Source organism: Arthrobacter sulfonylureivorans (genome assembly GCF_022637435.1).
Taxonomy (GTDB): Bacteria; Actinomycetota; Actinomycetes; order Actinomycetales; family Micrococcaceae; genus Crystallibacter; species Crystallibacter sulfonylureivorans.
Genome location: NZ_CP093326.1, coordinates 777745 through 795173, shown reverse-complemented (window position 1 = coordinate 795173; position 17429 = coordinate 777745). Strand labels below are relative to the sequence as shown.

The 17429-nt window shown below is 65.2% G+C and carries 16 protein-coding genes and 1 tRNA gene; 7 read left to right on the top strand and 10 right to left on the bottom strand.

Annotated features, from left to right (window positions below; genetic code table 11):
• Genes MNQ99_RS03855 through MNQ99_RS03840 form a run of 4 tightly spaced genes read right to left on the bottom strand, consistent with a single transcriptional unit; the run spans nt 1 to nt 5649 of the window.
• A complete protein-coding gene (locus tag MNQ99_RS03855; protein WP_241914515.1) occupies nt 1-561 on the bottom strand; it encodes a Na+/H+ antiporter subunit E in 561 nt (186 codons plus the stop codon).
• Nucleotides 558-2180: a Na+/H+ antiporter subunit D gene (locus tag MNQ99_RS03850; RefSeq protein WP_241914514.1), complete on the bottom strand. Its 1623-nt coding sequence runs from the start codon at nt 2178-2180 to the stop codon at nt 558-560. Before MNQ99_RS03850 ends, MNQ99_RS03855 begins: the two co-directional genes overlap by 4 nt.
• Complete coding sequence (locus MNQ99_RS03845) at nt 2177-2650, bottom strand: Na(+)/H(+) antiporter subunit C (RefSeq protein ID WP_241914513.1); 474 nt, start codon at nt 2648-2650, stop codon at nt 2177-2179. Before MNQ99_RS03845 ends, MNQ99_RS03850 begins: the two co-directional genes overlap by 4 nt.
• Nucleotides 2647-5649, bottom strand: a complete 3003-nt coding sequence (locus tag MNQ99_RS03840) for a Na+/H+ antiporter subunit A (RefSeq protein WP_241914512.1) — start codon at nt 5647-5649, stop codon at nt 2647-2649. The genes MNQ99_RS03845 and MNQ99_RS03840 overlap by 4 nt, the downstream gene beginning before the upstream one ends.
• A 236-nt stretch (nt 5650-5885) precedes the next feature.
• Between MNQ99_RS03840 and MNQ99_RS03835 the strand changes: the two genes are divergently transcribed.
• Nucleotides 5886-7244 (top strand): MFS transporter, encoded by a 1359-nt coding sequence (locus tag MNQ99_RS03835; RefSeq protein ID WP_241915260.1) that lies wholly within the window; start codon nt 5886-5888, stop codon nt 7242-7244.
• A gap of 59 nt (nt 7245-7303) precedes the next feature.
• Here the strand turns inward: MNQ99_RS03835 and dcd are convergent, their stop codons facing one another.
• From dcd to MNQ99_RS03815, 4 genes are all read right to left on the bottom strand, one after another.
• A complete protein-coding gene (gene dcd / locus MNQ99_RS03830; RefSeq protein WP_127512972.1) occupies nt 7304-7885 on the bottom strand; it encodes a dCTP deaminase in 582 nt (193 codons plus the stop codon).
• Nucleotides 7886-8089: 204 nt separating this feature from the next.
• A complete protein-coding gene (gene kynA, locus MNQ99_RS03825; protein WP_127512973.1) occupies nt 8090-8959 on the bottom strand; it encodes a tryptophan 2,3-dioxygenase in 870 nt (289 codons plus the stop codon).
• 86 nt (nt 8960-9045) lie between these two features.
• Nucleotides 9046-9663 (bottom strand): DinB family protein, encoded by a 618-nt coding sequence (locus MNQ99_RS03820; RefSeq protein WP_241914511.1) that lies wholly within the window; start codon nt 9661-9663, stop codon nt 9046-9048.
• On the bottom strand, nt 9618-10529 hold the full coding sequence (locus MNQ99_RS03815) for a DUF1684 domain-containing protein (protein ID WP_241914510.1): 912 nt from the start codon (nt 10527-10529) through the stop codon (nt 9618-9620). The genes MNQ99_RS03820 and MNQ99_RS03815 overlap by 46 nt, the downstream gene beginning before the upstream one ends.
• A 223-nt stretch (nt 10530-10752) precedes the next feature.
• Between MNQ99_RS03815 and MNQ99_RS03810 the strand changes: the two genes are divergently transcribed.
• The 5 genes from MNQ99_RS03810 to MNQ99_RS03790 all read left to right on the top strand — a co-directional run bounded on the left by MNQ99_RS03810 (nt 10753) and on the right by MNQ99_RS03790 (nt 15331).
• Nucleotides 10753-12072, top strand: coding sequence for an extracellular solute-binding protein (locus MNQ99_RS03810; RefSeq protein ID WP_241914509.1), 1320 nt, complete (start codon nt 10753-10755; stop codon nt 12070-12072).
• 65 nt (nt 12073-12137) lie between these two features.
• Nucleotides 12138-13046 carry a carbohydrate ABC transporter permease gene (locus MNQ99_RS03805; RefSeq protein ID WP_241915259.1) on the top strand — a complete coding sequence of 303 codons (909 nt, stop codon included), beginning with the start codon at nt 12138-12140 and terminating at the stop codon, nt 13044-13046.
• A complete protein-coding gene (locus MNQ99_RS03800; RefSeq protein WP_127512978.1) occupies nt 13046-13888 on the top strand; it encodes a carbohydrate ABC transporter permease in 843 nt (280 codons plus the stop codon). The genes MNQ99_RS03805 and MNQ99_RS03800 overlap by 1 nt, the downstream gene beginning before the upstream one ends.
• 24 nt (nt 13889-13912) lie before the next feature.
• A complete protein-coding gene (locus MNQ99_RS03795; RefSeq protein ID WP_241914508.1) occupies nt 13913-15181 on the top strand; it encodes an ABC transporter ATP-binding protein in 1269 nt (422 codons plus the stop codon).
• Nucleotides 15182-15257: 76 nt separating this feature from the next.
• Nucleotides 15258-15331: transfer RNA gene (locus MNQ99_RS03790), tRNA-Gly, on the top strand.
• Between the two features lie 70 nt (nt 15332-15401).
• On the opposite strand, the gene MNQ99_RS03785 is transcribed toward MNQ99_RS03790, so the two are convergent.
• On the bottom strand, nt 15402-16316 hold the full coding sequence (locus tag MNQ99_RS03785) for a hypothetical protein (protein ID WP_241914507.1): 915 nt from the start codon (nt 16314-16316) through the stop codon (nt 15402-15404).
• A 126-nt stretch (nt 16317-16442) separates the two neighbouring features.
• On the opposite strand from MNQ99_RS03785, the gene panD reads away from it, so the two are divergent.
• Nucleotides 16443-16856, top strand: coding sequence for an aspartate 1-decarboxylase (gene panD / locus MNQ99_RS03780; protein WP_241914506.1), 414 nt, complete (start codon nt 16443-16445; stop codon nt 16854-16856).
• 27 nt (nt 16857-16883) lie between these two features.
• Here the strand turns inward: panD and MNQ99_RS03775 are convergent, their stop codons facing one another.
• Nucleotides 16884-17363 carry a nucleoside deaminase gene (locus MNQ99_RS03775; RefSeq protein WP_241914505.1) on the bottom strand — a complete coding sequence of 160 codons (480 nt, stop codon included), beginning with the start codon at nt 17361-17363 and terminating at the stop codon, nt 16884-16886.
• Nucleotides 17364-17429: the final 66 nt, after the last annotated feature.

Below are 17429 nucleotides of genomic sequence, written 5' to 3'. Positions count from 1 at the left end.
TTACGCTGCCCCTCCTCTGCCGGTACCTTCAGCTTTGACCAGTTCCAGTTCTTCCTTGGACCCCATCACCCTGATCAGGCCCGCCTCGATCTTCCGCACTTCCGCCTCAAAGTCCTCGGCGGCTTCCCTGGTTGCCACGTCGATCACGTGCAGGTAGAGCGTGGACGTGGACCGGTCCACATCCACCACGAAGCTGCCCGGGATCAACGAGATGGCATGCCCGGTGGCCGTCACCAATAGGTCCGAGTGGCTTCGCAGGTGTACCGCCACCACGGCGTTGCGCAGCCTCGGGCCGGTGGTCAGGGCCAGCCAGAGTACTTCGAAGCTCGCCACTGCGACTTTCCACACGAAGGTCGCGGCGAAGACCACCGCTGCCAGTGGATTGAAGCGCCCGCTGAGTTCGACCGGCGGCAGATAGAACAGGTTTACGATGACCAGCGCGATCAGCAAACCGAAGATCAGGTTGCCGGCACTGAAATCCTGCCACAGGGCTCCCCAGAGGAAGACCAGCCAAGCCAGCAGGGGCAGCTCGACCCAGATGGAGATGCGCGGTTTCCTCATGGGGCAACTCCCTGCATCGCGCCTTCACCCAGGACCGCCTCGATGTACGGCGTGCGTTGCAGCATCTCCCGCGCCGCCTGGTCGCTCAGCTCGAAGAGCGGCCCGGCGAATACCGTCAGGGCAACGCCCATCACCACCAGACCGATCGTGGGCCAGACCATCGGCATGGGCAGCAGTTGAACGATGCCCCGCCCGGTGAACCGCCCGTGCGGACGCTCCTCCACGTGGCGTGTGGTCCGTACCGCCGACCCGTCGGGCTTGGTGGCCACCAGGACCGGATCCGGGTGCTCGGCGTCTTCCGGGCGCCGCCAGAACACGCGGTTCCAGACTCGGGCCAAGGCAAGCAGCGTCAGCAGCGACGTGATCATGCTGCCCGCCACCAGCACCCAGGCGATCGGACTGCCTAGGTCCACGCCTCCCTGCACCAATCCGATCTTTCCCAGGAAGCCGGAGAACGGCGGGATCCCGGCCAGATTCATGGCCGGCACGAAGAACAGGATGGCCAGCATCGGCGACAGCTTGGCCAAACCGCCCAGCCGGTCCATGTTGGTGGTGCCGCCGCGGCGTTCAACCAGGCCGGCCACCAGGAACAGGCTGGTCTGCACCGTGATGTGGTGCGCCACGTAATAGACAGCTGCGCCCAACCCCACTACCGAGGACATCGCCAAACCGAACACCATGTAGCCGATGTGGCTGACCAGCGTAAACGAGAGCATGCGCTTGATGTCGATCTGCGCCACGGCACCCAGAATGCCGACCAACATGGTCAGCACGGCCACCACCATCAGGAACGTGTTCAGGCGGTCGCCCGGGAACAGCAGCGTCTCGGTCCGGATCAGGGCATAGACCCCGACCTTGGTCAGCAGGCCGGCGAACACCGCGGTGACCGGCGCCGGCGCCGTCGGGTAGGAGTCGGGCAGCCAGAAAGACAGGGGGAAGACCGCCGCCTTGATGCCGAAGGCCACCAGCAGCATCAGGTGCAGCGTCATCTGCGTGGACGGATCCAACTCGCCGAGCTTGATCGCCAGATCGGCCATGTTGATGGTTCCGGTCGCCGCGTAGATCATCGCGATGGACACAAGGAACAGCATCGAGGAGATGACGCTGACGACGACGTAGGTCACCCCTGCGCGGATGCGCGGGCTGGTGCCTCCCAGAGTCATCAGCACGTAGCTGGCCGTGAGCAGCATTTCGAAGCCCACATAGAGGTTGAACAGATCCCCGGTCAGGAAGGCGTTGGACACACCGGCCACCAGGATCAGGTAGGTCGGGTGGAAGATCGAAACCGGGCCCTCTTCGTCGCTGTCCGCCATGCCCTGGCCGGAGGCATACAGCAGCACCGCCAAGCTGACGGCGGAGGAGACCACCAACATCAGTGCGGACAGCTCGTCGACCACCATGGTGATCCCGAAGGGCGGAATCCAGCCGCCGATATTCACGGCCTGGGCACCGTTGGCCCATGCCGAGGCCAGCATGACGACCTCCACCGCCAGCGTCACGGTCAGCGTGATGGCACCGGTACGGCGTTGCGCATTCGGATGGCGGATCAGCACGAACGCCAAGGCAGCGCCCAGCAGCGGCAGGACAACTGCCAGCGGAGCAATCTGTGCGGCGTTCACTTCTCCCTCTCCGTCCGGGCCCTGTTGGTAGCAGGTGTTTCCTCCGCCTCGTCCGGCGGGACGAACTCGGTGGTTTCCGCCGGAATCTCGGCGTCGTCTTCGGCATCGAAGGTCGGCTGGTTGGCCACGCGGCGGTCTTCGATATCGTCCTGGACCTCGTCCTGCCGTCCCAGCACCCAGGAACGGTAAATGATGGCCAGCATGAACGCTGTGACCGCAAAGGAAATCACGATGGACGTGAGGATCAAGGCCTGCGGCAGCGGATCGCTGTAGGCCTCGGCGGGGACGTCAACGCCGAAAATCGGCGCTAGTCCCGCGGGCCCGCCTGTGCTGAGCAGCAACAGGTTGGCGCCGTTGGTGATCAGCATCAGGCCGAGCATCACACGGGTCAGGCTACGTTCCAGGATCAGGTAGACGCCCACTGCGAACAGCACGCCCATCACTAGCAGCAATATCAGGTTGACCGTCATTTGGACACCTCCTCCTCGATCGTTGCCGGCGCGTGGAGCTCCGAAGCCTTGCGGCCGCGGGAGGTACGCTCTTCGGTTCGTTCGTCGATCTCCGAGCCGAAGCTGCGCAGCACGTCCAGCACCAACCCGACCACCACCAGGTAGACGCCGATGTCAAAGATCGTCGAGGTGACGAACTTGTGGTCGCCGAAGACCGGCAGGCTGAACTCGATGATGGCGCTTTGGAAGACCTGGCCGCCCAGGAAGAGCGGGACGACGGCGGTCAGCGCCGCGGCGGCAAGCCCTACGCCCAGCAGCAGGCCGGCACTGACGGGCGTGGCTTCAGCCAGCTCGACCCGCCCTCCGGCCAGATAGCGGATGGTGAGCGCGATGCCGGCCAGCAGCCCGCCCGCGAACCCGCCGCCGGGCAGGTTGTGGCCGGCCAGCAGCAGGTAAACGGAGAAGATCATCACGGAGTGGAAGAGCAGCCGGGTGATCACCTCGAAGATGATGGACCGGCGTTCCGGCGCCAGCGTCCGGCCGGCCACGAGCCAGGCGTCGCGCGGCACAACGGCGAACTTGCGGGCAGTTGCCAGGGCCGCTGCCTCGCGGTCCGAGTGCGCCACCATTTCGTAGCCGCGGCCCACGGAGCCGCTGGCGACGGCGTCAACTGACGGTGGGCGCTGGTCGCCGCGGCCGCGGATGAAGATCAGGCTGGCCACGCCGGTAGCTGCCAGTGCCAGCACGGAAATTTCCCCGAACGTGTCCCACGCACGGATGTCCACGAGGATGACGTTGACGATGTTCCTGCCGCCGCCGTCCTCGTAGGCCAACTTCGGCAGGGCAAGTGATACCGGATCTGCCGTGCGTGCGGCCATCGCCGTCATCGCGATCACAATCATCGTCAAGCCAAAGGCGGCGCCAATGACGGCGCGGAGCAGTTTGAAGCGGCCGGGTGTGCGCAGCCACAGCCGCGCCGGCAGGGAACGCAGCGCCAGCACGATCGCCACCAGGGAGATCGTTTCCACCAGCATTTGGGTCAGGGCCAGATCCGGAGCACCCTGGATGGCGAAGATAAAGGCCAGCCCATAGCCGGTCACCGAGACCATCAGCACGGCCATGAATCGCTTGTTTGCACGGATGGCACCGAGCGCTCCCGCCACCACGATCAGCCCCGCAATAGCCTGCGCCGGCGTATCGAACCACACCAGGCTTTCCGGCAGCGGGGCATCCATCAGAACGACGGCGCTCAGCGGCGTCACGATGGCAACGATCAGGATCACGCACAGATAGAAGACCAACGAACCGCGCTGGGTGCGGCCGGTGACCCAGATGGCCACCTCGTCCAACACGCCGATAATGCCGCGGTAGATCCGATCGGCCTCGGGAATGAAGTGGATCTTGGCTTGGAAGGCGGCCACCGGCGTGCGCAGCAGGAACAAGGCGACTCCGGCGGCAAGCGTGATCGCCGTCAGGCCCAGCGCCGGTGTCAGTCCGTGCCAGAGCGCCAGATGCGTGACGACCGTATCCAGCGGGAAAAGCCCTGCATACGGTTCGACGGCGTTTTCCACCGGAACCGGCCACAGCCCGAACAAGACGGTGGCCACGGCCAGGATGGCCGGCGCCGCCAGGAAGGCCCACGGAACAGGTTTGAACTCGATGGCCGCCAGTCCGGGTTTGGCCGCGAACCCGCCCCAGATAAACCGGGCGCTGTAGGCGAACGTCAGGATGGATCCAACCACAATGCCTGCCAGCAGCAGTCCGCCCACCCAGCCGGAGGCCTCCTCACGGTGGATGAAGGCCTCGTAGACCGACTCTTTGGCGACGAAGCCCAGCAACGGAGGTAGGCCGGCCATGGAGGCGGCGCCTATTAAGGCCACCACGAACAGCTTCGGGGCTTTGCGGTACAGATGGGACAGTTCGCGGATGTCACGCGTTCCGGACTGGTGGTCAATGATGCCCACCACCAGGAACAGCGTCGCCTTGAAGAAGCCGTGGGCCAGCAACAAGCCCAAGCCGGCCAAGGCGGCTTCCTGCGAGCCAAGTCCGACCACGAGGGTCAGGAAACCCAATTGGCTGACCGTGCCGTAGGCCAAGATCAGCTTCAGGTCGTGCTGGCGCAGGGCCTGCCAGCCGCCCACCAGCATGGTCAGCAGCCCGAGTCCCAGCACCACGGGGTGCCAGTAGTCGGTGCTGGAGAATCCGGGAGCCAGCAAGGCCACCAGATAGATGCCGGCCTTGACCATGGCGGCAGCATGCAGGTAGGCGCTGACCGGCGTCGGCGCGGCCATTGCCGCCGGGAGCCAGAAGTGGAACGGCACCAAGGCCGACTTGCTGATCGCCCCAACCAGCATCAGCAGGATGGCGATATCGATGATCTGCCCGTAGGCCATCAGCGAACTGGCTTCTGCGAGGATCTCGGAAATCCGGTAGGTGCCGGCGGTCTGGCCGATCATCAGGATGCCGACCAACATCGCCAGGCCACCAAATGTGGTGACGATCAAGGCCTGCAGCGCCGACCTACGCGCCGAGAGCCGGTGCCTGGCATACCCGATCAGCAGGTAGGAGAGCACACTGGTCAGTTCCCAGAAGATGTACATCAGGATCAGGTCATCGGCGGTGACCAAACCGAACATGGCCCCGGTGAAGGCCAGCAACTGTGCGCCGAAAGGACCGATGTCGGGATCGTCGGCCTTGAAGTAACGGGCGCAGTAGAACAGCACCAAGGCCCCGACACCGAGAATAAGGATGCAGAGCACCGCGGCCAGCGTGTCCATCCGGAAGGCCAGCTCCAGCTGCAGGCCCGGCACCCAGGCGAAGACTTCCGACGGCGGAGCGTTGGGGGCGCCGTCCAGTGCCTTCTGGTTCGCGTTGGTGTAGCTGCCGAACGTGGCGATCAACCAGATGAATCCGGCGGCGGGAACCGCAGCCAGAATGTAGAAGGTTGAGCGACCGAGTTTCCGGAAAATCAAAGGCGCTACAAAGGCCACCGCAAAAAGCAGGGTGAGCACAATCAGCACGGGGATACTCCGGAACTTCCTTCAGCTTTGGGCAAGGATCAGGCGGACGAGGCCATGCTCCATTCTACTCATGGCATAAACGCTTCCCCCCGCCGGGGCGTCACATCCAGCCGCCGGGCCTCCTCCGGCAGGCCTTCAGACTCGCTGTTCGTCAAACATTCACGCGGCTGACGGCGCTGCTCAAAGTTCGCACCGGGCGAAACGGATAGCATCGCGGTATGACTGACTCGGCCGGCATGCCGGCAACCCAAGAAGCGGGCGGTGCGGCAGCGGAACGGCTGAACAAGAAGCACGTCCTGGCCTGGGCGTCCTGGGACTGGGGGTCGGCGGCGTTCAACGCCGTGATGACGACCTTCGTCTTTACCGTCTATCTGACCAGCGATGCCTTCGGCGGCGAGGCGTTCGCCTCGGAAATCCTCGGCTACGGGCTGGCCATCGCCGGGCTGGCCATCGCGCTGCTGGCGCCGGTGACCGGCCAGCGTTCGGACACCGGCGGCCGCCGCAAACTCTGGCTTGGCGTCAACAGTGTGGCGGTGGCGGTGCTGACCGGCCTCTGTTTCTTCGTCTTCCCGTCGCCGGGGTTCCTGTTCCTTGGCGTAGCGCTGATCGCGCTGGCCAACATCTTTTTCGAGTTCGCGAATGTGAACTACTACGCGATGCTGACGCAAATTTCCACCCCGTCAACCATCGGCAAAGTCAGCGGCTTCGGCTGGGCGATGGGTTATGTTGGCGGCGTCGTGGCGCTGGCCCTGGTGCTCGTCGGGTTTGTCCTGCCGGAAGCCGGTTGGTTCGGCGCCACCGCTGACAACGGGCTGAATATCCGCCTGGTGGCCGTGTTCTGTGCCGTCTGGTTCATGGTCTTCGCGCTGCCGGTGCTGTTTGCCGTTCCGGAGGTCCCTCGGCAGCCGGCGGCCGCGTCGCTTGGTTTCTTCGCGTCCTATGGGCTGCTCTTCCGCCGTATCAAGGCGATCTTCCGCTCCAGCCCGCACACGATTTTCTTCCTGATCGCCAGCGCCATTTTCCGCGATGGGCTCGCCGCGGTGTTTACCTTCGGCGGGGTGATTGCCGCCGGCACCTTCGGTTTCTCGCTCAGCCAGGTGATCGTCTTCGCCATCGCCGGCAACGTCGTGGCGGCGCTGGGGGCGGTGTGCGGCGGGGTACTGGACGACCGGGTCGGCCCGAAGAATGTCATCGTCTGGGCCTTGTCCGGACTGATCGTCGCGGCTGCCGCCATCTTCGTCCTGGGCGCCGGCGACCATGTGTTCTTCGGCAACGTCTGGACCGGCGATACCACTTTCTGGGTGTTCGGCCTGCTGCTGTGCCTGTTCGTCGGACCGGCCCAGTCGTCGTCGCGCGCCTATCTGGCCCGGCTCGCGCCGCGCGGCGAGGAAGGCGAGTTTTTCGGCCTCTACGCCACCACCGGGCGAGCCGTCAGCTTCCTGGCGCCGTCGCTGTTCGCACTGTTCATCACCGTCTTCGGCGAACAGCGCTACGGCATCCTGGGCATCCTGGTGGTGCTGCTGGCCGGCCTGCTGCTGCTGCTGCCGGTCAAACCCCCGGCCAAGATCCAGCAGGCCACCACTCCCTCGGCCTGAGTCCCGCGGGACCTGGCTGGGTCCCGCGGGAACCGGTTGCGCCGCCGGGCGCAGCCGGATCAGCGTTCGATGACCGTGCGGTGGAAATTCTGGTAGCTGCGCGAGGCTGTGGGGCCGCGCTGGCCCTGATACCGGTTGCCGTATTCGCCGGAGCCGTACGGGTGCTCTGCCGGCGAGGACAGCCGGAAGAAGCACAACTGGCCGATTTTGGAGCCCGGCCAGAGCTTGATCGGCAGCGTTGCCATGTTGGAGAGCTCAAGCGTCACGTGTCCGGAAAAGCCGGGATCGATGAATCCTGCCGTCGAGTGCGTCAGCAGGCCAAGCCGCCCCAGCGAGGACTTGCCCTCCAGCCGGGCGGCGATGTCGTCGGGCAGCGTCACCGTCTCATAGGTGGAGCCGAGGACAAATTCGCCCGGATGCAGGATGAGAGGCTCCTCCGGGTCCACCTCCACCAGGCGGGTGAGCTCGGGCTGCTCCAATTGCGGGTCGATGTGGGCGTACTTGTGGTTGTCGAACAGCCGGAAGAACCGGTCAAGCCGCACGTCCACGCTCGAGGGCTGGATCATGTCCGGCTGGAACGGATCAAGAATGATGCGTTCGGAGTCCACTTCGGCACGAATATCACGGTCGGAGATCAGCACACTCTAAAAATACACGGGACCGGGCCCCTCCCCTGCCGCATGACGCGGCCGCCCCCTGGAAGCGTCCGCGCTCCGGCCCCTGTCCCGATCCGTGTTCGGGTGCGACCATGGAATCAGTCGGGCCGCACGAGATCCGTTGGCGGCCACCAAACCGCTGCCGGCGGGGGAACGAACGGCCTCCGCCGGCAGCCCTCTTCCGCAGCCCTATTCAGCCGGCCCTGCCCTGCCGATCTCCGTGCGCACCGCATACAGCTCCGGGAAGAACGTGAGCTCCAGCGCCCGGCGGAGGAAGCCGACGCCGGAGGATCCGCCGGTGCCGCGCTTCATGCCGATGGTCCGTTCCACTGTTTTCAGGTGCCGGAAGCGCCAGAGCTGGAAGTTGTCTTCCAGGTCCACCAGTTCCTCGCAGGCCTCGTAGACGTCCCAGTTCCGCCCGGCATTCTCGTAGACGGAGGTGAAGGTCTGCACCAGTTCCGGGTTGAAAACGTGTGCCTCGGTCACGTCCCGGTCCAGCAACTCCGCCGGGATTGGATAACCGTGCCGGTGCAGGTAGGCCAGGAACTCGTCGTACACGCTGCTCTGCTCCAGCAGTTCCGCGAGCAAGGCCTGGGCGGCCGGATCATTCGCGAAGACGTCCAGCATGCCCTTGTTCTTGTTGCCCAGCAGGAACTCCACCGCGCGGTACTGATAGGACTGAAAGCCCGACGACGATCCCAGCGCCCCGCGGAATTCGGCGTATTCGGACGGGGTGAGCGTTGCCAGCACCGACCATTGCTCGGTCAGCGAGCGCTGGATGTGCTTGATCCGGGCGATGCCCTTCATCGCGAAGCGCAAATCGTCGTCGCGCAGTTTTTGCCGTACCGCGCGCAGCTCGTGCAGCACCAGTTTCAGCCACAGCTCGGAGGTCTGGTGCTGGATGATGAACAGCAGCTCGTCGTGGTGCTCCGGACGGCTGACTGGGTGCTGGGCAGCGAGCAACTGGTCCAGTGACAGGTAGGAGCCATAGCTCATCTTGTCCGAAAAGTCGGTCTCGATATTGTCTTCGAGCCGGCGGGTGTTCTTGTCTACGGTCATAGCGGCTTCCGTCGGTTCCCCTGCCTCATTGCAGGACTGCTACCAGCCTACGGCCCGCGCCACGCTCCCGGCCGGTACACTCCCCCTCAGCCGCGGACCGACGAGTCCCATCGCCACTTCTGTCCGCGGGTTTCGGGGGTCCTGCCGCTGGCCCTCAACAGGTCCAGCCAGGGATCGCCGGTCCGCTCCGCAGCCGGGAAGATCCGGTCCAATACCCGACCGGCCACCGCAGCATCCGGACGGTAGTCGATCCCCTGTGCAGCGAGGATATCGAACCCGTGCAGCACGGCTTCAGCCACCCCCATCGCTGCGAAACCGGAAGCGTCCGAGGTTCCCGCCGGATGGTAGCCCCGGTGACCTGCCGGCGCAGTGGCCGTGACGGCATAGAGCAGGCCGGCTGCGGCGTCGAAGCAGCTGACGATTCCGGCAGTCCCCGTGGCGGGATCGGGCCAGAACAAGATGTCCGGCCCGCCCGGCTGCCACGGGGGCGGATCCACCAACACCACGTAGTCATCCTGCGGCGGTCGGCGGCCGGACAATTGCATCGCATAGAAGGCGAAGTCGTCCATCAGGTGTGCGGCCGTCTCGCGGCAGTCCCAGTCCAGCTCGAGCGCAGGCTTGCCCCAGGCAACGTCCGGCAGTTCCGCGAAGCGGCCGGTCAGGTCGTCGGTGATGGTGCGGAAGTCGTCCGCCGTCGGTCCCATCCGACGATCCTCCCGCAGCTTGGCCTCCGGCGCCACCATTCGGCCTGGAAGTCAGCGCGCCCGGCGTTCACCGGCTTCCACCGGGCCGCTATGACGTTGCCGTCAACCGGCATCGGGCAGGTGCCGAAGTCGGTGAACGCGCTGGGAAAATTTGTGGCGCGGTTGAAATCGATCAGCACGGTACCGTCAGGGCCGGGACGGCGGGTCGCAACGGAACGCCAGCCCGCGGTGGTTTCCCCGTTGGTGGCGTCATGGAAGTTCAGCGACAACGCCCCCAGTCTCTCCGGCTCGGCCACCAGCGTGTGCCGGGTACCGTCCAGTTCGAAGCTGACTGTGCCCACCGCGGAGATGGCGCCGGGTACGTCTGGGTTCGACGTGGCGATCGGCAGGGTCCGCGGTTCGTCGTATGCGTCAAACCTGCCGGCCACCACCAGATCCGGGTTGTAGTCGAAGACCGGTACGGCCTCGAAGTCCGCATGCACCGGCGAAGCATTGTCCCGGGTCCGGATGGCATAGCGGTCGCCACGGGCGGCAAGTTCGACGGCGATGCTGCCGCGGCGCACCCAGAGCAGCGATTCCTCGTTGCCCAAAGTGGCCGTAAACGTCCCGACCGCCGGCTCGCCGGTTTCCATGAAGTACAAGCCGTCGTCCGCCTCTGCAGTCAGGGTGGCATGTCCGCCGGCGGATGCCGGACCGTAGGCGCTCCACAGGCCCGTGATCTGGTCCAGCGGTGCCGGCTCGGCGGGCAGCCACTGCAGCGAGGTCAGCGTCAGCCAGCCGTGCTCGACGGCCAGCGCCTGGTTCCGGTGATCCCGGAAGCGCAGCCAGCTTTCCCGGCGTCGGGCGTCGTCACTTGAATTCCCCATGCTCGCCTTCCCTCGCGCTACGCCCGCAGTCGCCGGGCGGTATGCGGCACAACGTTCCTTTCCGTCCACCGTATTCCCCCGGCCAGCCGGTTCCGGGCCCGCGCGAACCATGGCGCATTTGCCTGCAGGAGAATACGCTCTATTTTTACGAGGCTGCGTGGCACATAAGAGCGACAGAAGCCGGGCAGCCGGAGCGTCTACCAGAACGTGGAGGCTAGTGCCGATGCCCAGAGACGGATACCGGCCGCGCTACCGGCGCGGCACAGCTCGAACCGGAGCGGCCGTGGTGCTGGCGCTCGGAGCCACGCTGCTGGCAGGCTGCAGCGCCGAGGAGGGGCCTCCCACTCTGACTTGGTACATCAACCCCGACGCAGGCGGCCAGGCAGCGATCGCCGAAAAATGTACCGAGGCCGCGGGCGGCGAGTACCGGATCGAAACCTCGCTGCTGCCCAATGACGCCGCCTCGCAGCGGGAGCAACTGGCCCGGCGGCTGGCAGCCGGCGACTCGTCGCTGGACATTATGAGCCTGGACCCACCGTTCATCCCCGAACTGGCGGAGCCGGGATTCCTGGCTCCGGTCCCGGACCCTGTGGCGCAGCGGACCACGCAGAACGTGGTGGAGGGTGCTCTCACCGGGGCCACCTGGAAAGACAAACTCGTGGCCGTCCCGTTCTGGGCCAATACTCAATTGCTCTGGTACCGGAAGTCGGTGGCCGAGGCAGCCGGCCTGGACATGACGAAGCCGGTCACCTGGCAACAACTGATCGATGCCGCCGCCAAGGAAGACAAGTTCCTGGGCGTGCAGGGCCAGCGCGGCGAATCCATGACCGTCTGGCTGAATGCCTTGGTCGAATCGGCCGGTGGCCACATTCTGGAGAATCCGGAGGCCACGGCCGACCAGATCGAGCTGGGTCTGGCCAGCAAGGCCGGCACGGAAGCCGCCCAAATCATCTCCACCATCGGCAAGGACGGACTGGGCGGGCCGGGGCTGCCGACCCAGGACGAGAACAATTCGATGATCCTGTTCCAGGGCGACAAGGGCTCGTTCATGGTTAACTGGCCGTTCGTCTGGCCGGCCACCAACGCCTCCGTGGAGGACGGCACACTGGATGCGTCGCTGATCAAGGACATCGGCTGGACTCTGTACCCGCGGATGAACGAAGGCGAGCAATCTGCGCCGCCGCTCGGCGGCATCAACCTGGGCGTGGGGGCCGCCAGCAAACACCCTGATCTGGCTTACGCCGCCATCGAGTGCATCGTCACCCCGGAGAACCAGGCCGAGTACTTCATTTCCAATGGCAACCCGCCCTCGAACACCGAGGCTTACAACGATCCGCGGATCAAGGATTCCTTCCCGATGGCCGACACCATTCGCGAATCCTTGGAACTGTCGGCGCCGCGTCCGCAGACGGTGTTCTACAACGAAGTTTCCACCAGCCTGCAGCAGAATTTCGCTCCGCCGGATCAGGTGGATCCCGCGATCACGCCGCAGGAGACGTCGGACTTCATCGTTTCCGTCCTACGGGGGGAGAACCTGCTGTGAGCACCACGACCGAAACGCCCACGCACCCGAGCGGCCAAGCCGGGCGCACCGGCCGGCGCCGCGCCATCCAACAGTTCAGCGAGCGCGCCAAGGCCGAGCGCCGGCTGGGCTGGTGGCTGGCCGGCCCGGCCTTCGTCATCATGCTGGCCGTCACGGCCTATCCGATCCTGCAGGCGTTGTATGACTCGTTGTTCAGTTACCGGCTGACGGCCCCCGACGAGCGCACGTTCATCGGGCTGGGCAACTATGGCGTGGTTCTCACGGACGTGGTCTGGTGGCGGGACCTCGGGGTGACGCTGCTGATCACGGTGGTGACCGTCGTCGTGGAACTCATCCTGGGTTTCGCGCTGGCGCTGGTGATGCACAAGGCGCTCAAGTCCGTTCGCGGCTGGCTGCGCACCGCGATCCTGGTCCCGTACGGCATCATCACCGTGGTGTCCGCGTTTGCCTGGTTCTACATGTTCGATATCAACTCCGGCTTCGTGAACACCTGGTTCAATTGGGTGCCCGGGATCGATCCGGACCTCAACTGGTTCGCCGGAACGTGGACCTCACTGGCAGTGATCATGGCCAGCGAAATCTGGAAAACCACGCCGTTCATTTCGCTGCTGCTGCTGGCCGGACTGGCGCAGGTGCCCGACGAACTGACCGAAGCCGCGGAAGTGGACGGCGCAAGCTGGTGGCAGCGGATGCGCCGGGTGATCCTGCCGAACATGAAAGCCGCCATCATGGTGGCCGTGCTGTTCCGGGCGCTCGATGCGTTCCGAATATTCGACAACGTCTTCATCATGACCAACGGCGCGTTCAATACCGAGGTGCTCTCGCTGCTGGCCTACCGGACATCTATCGGACGCTTGGAAATCGGCCTGGGCTCCGCGGTGTCGGTGCTGCTGTTCGTCTGCGTGCTGCTGATCTGTTTCATCGCCATCAAGCTGTTCAAAGTGGATCTGGCCAGCCAGAGAGGAGACAAGTGATGAAAGCGTCCCGGACCAAGGAGCGGGTGACCTGGATCATCATTTCCGTACTGGTGCTGCTATATGCGCTGTTCCCGGTGGTGTCCATCATGGCCACGTCGTTCAAGCTGCCCAGCGAGCTGACCTCAGGCAAGTTCCTGCCCAGCAGCTGGACGGGATCCAACTATGAACAGATTCTGGTCGGCTCAGCGCAGGATCTGTTCCTCAGCTCGCTGCGAAATTCCATCGGCATCGCGCTGATCGCAACGTTCATCGCCGTCGTCCTAGCCACACTCTGCGCCTACGCCATTGCCCGGCTGGATTTCCCGGGCAAAAAGGTCATTCTCACCACCGCGCTGGCAGTCTCCATCTTCCCGGTGATCTCGATCGTCACGCCGTTGTTCAATCTCTGGCGGAACATCGGCCTGTACGACACGTGGCCGGGCTTGATCATCCCCTACCTGTCGCTGACCCTGCCCATCTCCATCTGGACGCTGGCGGCCTTCTTCCGCCAGATCCCGTGGGAGCTGGAACAGGCCGCGCAGGTGGACGGAGCCACCACCTGGCAAGCGTTCCGCAAGGCCATCGTGCCGTTGGCCGCGCCCGGCGTCTTCACCACGGCGATCATCGCCTTCTTCATCGCCTGGAACGACTTCGTCTACGGCATCTCGCTGACCTCCACTGAGGCCGCGCGGCCGGTCCCTGCGGCACTGGCCTTTTTCACCGGCGCTTCCCAGTTCGAATCCCCCGTTGGCGCGATCTCCGCGGCGGCAATCATCGTCACCATTCCCATTGTGCTGCTGGTCCTGTTGTTCCAGCGCCAAATCGTCTCCGGCCTGACCCAAGGCGCCGTCAAGGGCTAGGCCCGCGGCAGGAAAGGACATCCCATGGCATCGATCACCTTGCAGAACCTCGTCAAGCAGTATGGCGACGGCTTCCCCGCAGTCAACGACGTCAGCATCGACATCGAGGACGGCGAATTCATCATCCTGGTGGGTCCATCCGGCTGCGGCAAGTCGACACTGCTGCGCATGATCGTGGGGCTCGAGGACATCACCTCCGGCGACTTGCTGATCGACGGTAAGCGTGTCAATGAGAAGGCGCCCCGGGACCGGAATCTGGCCATGGTGTTCCAGAACTATGCCCTCTACCCGCACCTGACCGTGTTCGAGAACATCGCGTTCCCGCTGAGGTTGGCCAAGGGCAAGCACACCGACGACGAAATCCGGAAGCTGGTCACGGACGCCGCAAAGACCCTGGAGCTGACCGATCATTTGGAGCGCAAACCGGGCAATCTCTCCGGCGGCCAGCGGCAGCGCGTGGCCATGGGACGGGCGATCGTCCGGCAGGCCGATGCGTTCTTGTTCGACGAGCCGTTGTCCAACCTGGACGCTAAGCTGCGCGGCCAGATGCGTTCGGAAATCTCCCAGATGCAGCGCCGGCTCGGCGTCACCAGCGTCTACGTCACACACGACCAGACCGAAGCCATGACGCTGGGCGACCGCGTGGCAGTGCTGAAGAAGGGGGTGCTGCAGCAGATCGCCTCCCCGCGTGAACTCTACGAACAGCCGGTCAACCTGTTCGTGGCGGGCTTCATTGGTTCTCCCTCGATGAACTTCTTGCCGGCCACCTTGGAGGGCAATGTCCTGAAGACGGCGGTCGGGGACATCCAGGTCACGGAGGACAAGGCCCGGGCCGCCGCGGGCAAGAAAGTAGTGCTGGTGGGCCTGCGGCCGGAATTCTTCGAGGATGCCTCGCTGGTGGAGGAGCACAAAAAGGACCTGGGTTCCACGTTTATGGCCGAGCTGACCCACACCGAGTGGCTCGGCAACGAACAGTACGGCTACATCAACTTCGACCCGGATCCGGAGGTCCGCGAGCTGCTGAATTCGCTGGCCGCGGAGATGGATGCCGACGAGTTGCGGCCGCAGATCGTGGTCACGCTGGACGCCGCCAGCCGGATCCGCGGCGGGCGCTCGGCGGAACTTTGGCTGGACACCCGCAAGATGCACATATTCGACCCCGAAACCGGCGACAACCTGACTCGTGATGCCGAAGCCGGGGCAGCCCTGACCCAGGAGGCCAACACCGCCCGCGCCGAAGAAATCAGCGAAGCCCGCGAGCGCGAGGCCTCCACGGCCGGGCAGCCGGTGTGAATTCCGGCTGGCCGCTGACCTGGGGTAAACTCGGTTTCGTTGTTTGACCGGATCCGGCTTCCTCGCCGGATTCTGTGCGGGCGTAGCTCAATGGTAGAGCGCTAGCTTCCCAAGCTCGATACGCGGGTTCGATTCCCGTCGCCCGCTCCACTCGCACCGCGCACCCCGGCCCCTGGGCCGGGGTGCTTTTCTTTGCCCTGCCGGCTGTCGGTGGGTGGTGCTACTCGATGTCCTCGTCTGGTTCGAAGCCGGATCGGTCAACGGCGCGGTGGTAGTGCATGCCGGCGGCACCACCCAGCAGTGCCCCGGCCAGGCTGGCCAGCAGCACTACTGCCAGCCCGATCAGGCCCGGAAAAGTCAGCTCTTGGATGGGGCGCCCAACGACCGGCACGGGCGCCGGCCCGGTCAGCACACCCAATCCGCCGGCGGCCAGGCCGATCAGTCCCGCAATAACCGACATCACGATGCCCCACAGCCATACCGCCAGGCCCTGCCTGACGCCGTCGAACCGTGCCATCCGTCCAGCCACGTAGCCGCCGCCGAAATACGCCAGCAAGACGATGACCCCCAGCGCTACCCCTGCGGTGATGGCAGCCGCGCCGCTGCTTTCCGCGATGTTATCCAACCAGCCGCGCACTTCGGCCTCATTGGCCATCCCGAAGGCCGCGGCCACGCCCACCACCACCGACGTGAACAGCACAATGAGGCCCGCTGCCGTCAGCCAGCCGAAGAACGCAGAGCCCAACCTCACCCCGCCGTAGGCATGGTGTTCCCGCAGATACAGCGACTCCGCGTCGAGGGCGGCCTCGGGCCGGTAGGCGCTGGTGTCGCTGTAGTTCCGTTCGGCCGCTATTGCTCCGTTTGGACTGCCGCGGCCGGCGTCCGGGTCCATGCTGTCCGCGGTGGGCCGGCGGTCGAAGACGGCGGCCTGTTGTTGGTCGGAGCCCGCGACCGGGGTCGCCTGCGTGGGCGCAGGTGCCGGTGGTGTGGCGGCCGGCATGGCCTGGGTGGGCGGTTCTGATGCCTCCATCGGCGCTGGTCCGGGTTCTTGAGGTTCCCCCGAACCTGCCGGAGCATCGGCTCCCGGCCGGGGACCACCGTCGTCGTACCGATCTCTGCCGATATCCGAACTCATGATGCCTCCTGCTTCGACGGATCACATCGCTGCTTTCTGGTGGCTTTACCCTAGTCGCGGCGCTACCGGCAAACCAGAACCGGATGCGTTTCACCAACGGCCGGAGGGGGACTAAACTTGGACCCGATGATGCGCAAAATGTTCAAGTCCAAGATCCACCGTGCGACGGTGACGCACGCCGATCTGCATTACGTCGGGTCCGTGACCGTGGACCTCGACCTGCTGGACGCTGCCGACATTCTTCCCGGCGAGCTGGTGTCCATTGTGGATATCACCAACGGATCCCGACTGGAGACCTACACCATCGCCGGTGAACGCGGTTCGGGGGTCGTCGGTATCAACGGCGCCGCCGCGCACCTGATGCATGAAGGCGACCTGGTCATCCTGATCACTTACGCCGACATGACCGACGCCGAGGCGCGGTCCTTCGTTCCCTCCGTGGTGCATGTGGACGCGGACAACAAGATCGTCGAGCTGGGCTCCGACCCCGCTGAGTCAGTGATCGAAGGGCTGATGCGGCCGCCCTACGCGGTTAAGTAGCCTCCCCGGCCCCAGCCGGCAGGCCGTTCAGCGCCGGTGGAACCGCTGGTGCAGCCCACGGACCTCGTCCGCCAGTTCGGCGGACGGTCCGTCGACCTCGATCCCCGGCGCCACCGTCTGGATAGGCAGCGCGGCAACCGGTGCCGGTCCGATGCCCCATTCCGCCAGCCAACGGCCCAGCTGTTCCGACGACGCAGCGTAGACGATCCGGCCCAGCCCCACCCAAGCGTGCGCGGCCGAACACATCGGGCAGTGCTCACCGGAGGTGTAAACGGTCGCACTCAGCCGTTCCCCGGGTGGTAGGTTGCCGGCCGCCCAGCGGGCGATCTCGAACTCCGGATGCCGGGTCTGGTCCCCGTCCTTGACCCGGTTGCGGTCCTCGAACACCACGCTGCCGTGCGCGTCGACCAGCACCGAGCCGAACGGCTCATCGCCGTCGTCCAAGGCTTCACGAGCCAGTTCCACGCAGCGGCGCAGATGCCTGAGGTCCTCCGGTGCCAGTTCCATGCGCTGATTATGGCAGAGACCGGCGCGGCCGGGTCTATGGCTAACAACCGGCGTGGTCTACGCTGC

What these genes read in the sequence shown, in the direction of transcription:
- MNQ99_RS03855 (WP_241914515.1), bottom strand. Translation starts at nt 561, where the DNA reads ATGAGGAAACCGCGCATCTCCATCTGGGTCGAGCTGCCCCTGCTGGCT.
- MNQ99_RS03845 (WP_241914513.1), bottom strand. Translation starts at nt 2,650, where the DNA reads ATGACGGTCAACCTGATATTGCTGCTAGTGATGGGCGTGCTGTTCGCA.
- MNQ99_RS03835 (WP_241915260.1), top strand. Translation starts at nt 5,886, where the DNA reads ATGCCGGCAACCCAAGAAGCGGGCGGTGCGGCAGCGGAACGGCTGAAC.
- kynA (WP_127512973.1), bottom strand. Translation starts at nt 8,959, where the DNA reads ATGACCGTAGACAAGAACACCCGCCGGCTCGAAGACAATATCGAGACC.
- MNQ99_RS03820 (WP_241914511.1), bottom strand. Translation starts at nt 9,663, where the DNA reads ATGGGACCGACGGCGGACGACTTCCGCACCATCACCGACGACCTGACC.
- MNQ99_RS03815 (WP_241914510.1), bottom strand. Translation starts at nt 10,529, where the DNA reads ATGGGGAATTCAAGTGACGACGCCCGACGCCGGGAAAGCTGGCTGCGC.
- MNQ99_RS03810 (WP_241914509.1), top strand. Translation starts at nt 10,753, where the DNA reads ATGCCCAGAGACGGATACCGGCCGCGCTACCGGCGCGGCACAGCTCGA.
- MNQ99_RS03800 (WP_127512978.1), top strand. Translation starts at nt 13,046, where the DNA reads ATGAAAGCGTCCCGGACCAAGGAGCGGGTGACCTGGATCATCATTTCC.
- MNQ99_RS03795 (WP_241914508.1), top strand. Translation starts at nt 13,913, where the DNA reads ATGGCATCGATCACCTTGCAGAACCTCGTCAAGCAGTATGGCGACGGC.
- MNQ99_RS03785 (WP_241914507.1), bottom strand. Translation starts at nt 16,316, where the DNA reads ATGAGTTCGGATATCGGCAGAGATCGGTACGACGACGGTGGTCCCCGG.
- panD (WP_241914506.1), top strand. Translation starts at nt 16,443, where the DNA reads ATGATGCGCAAAATGTTCAAGTCCAAGATCCACCGTGCGACGGTGACG.
- MNQ99_RS03775 (WP_241914505.1), bottom strand. Translation starts at nt 17,363, where the DNA reads ATGGAACTGGCACCGGAGGACCTCAGGCATCTGCGCCGCTGCGTGGAA.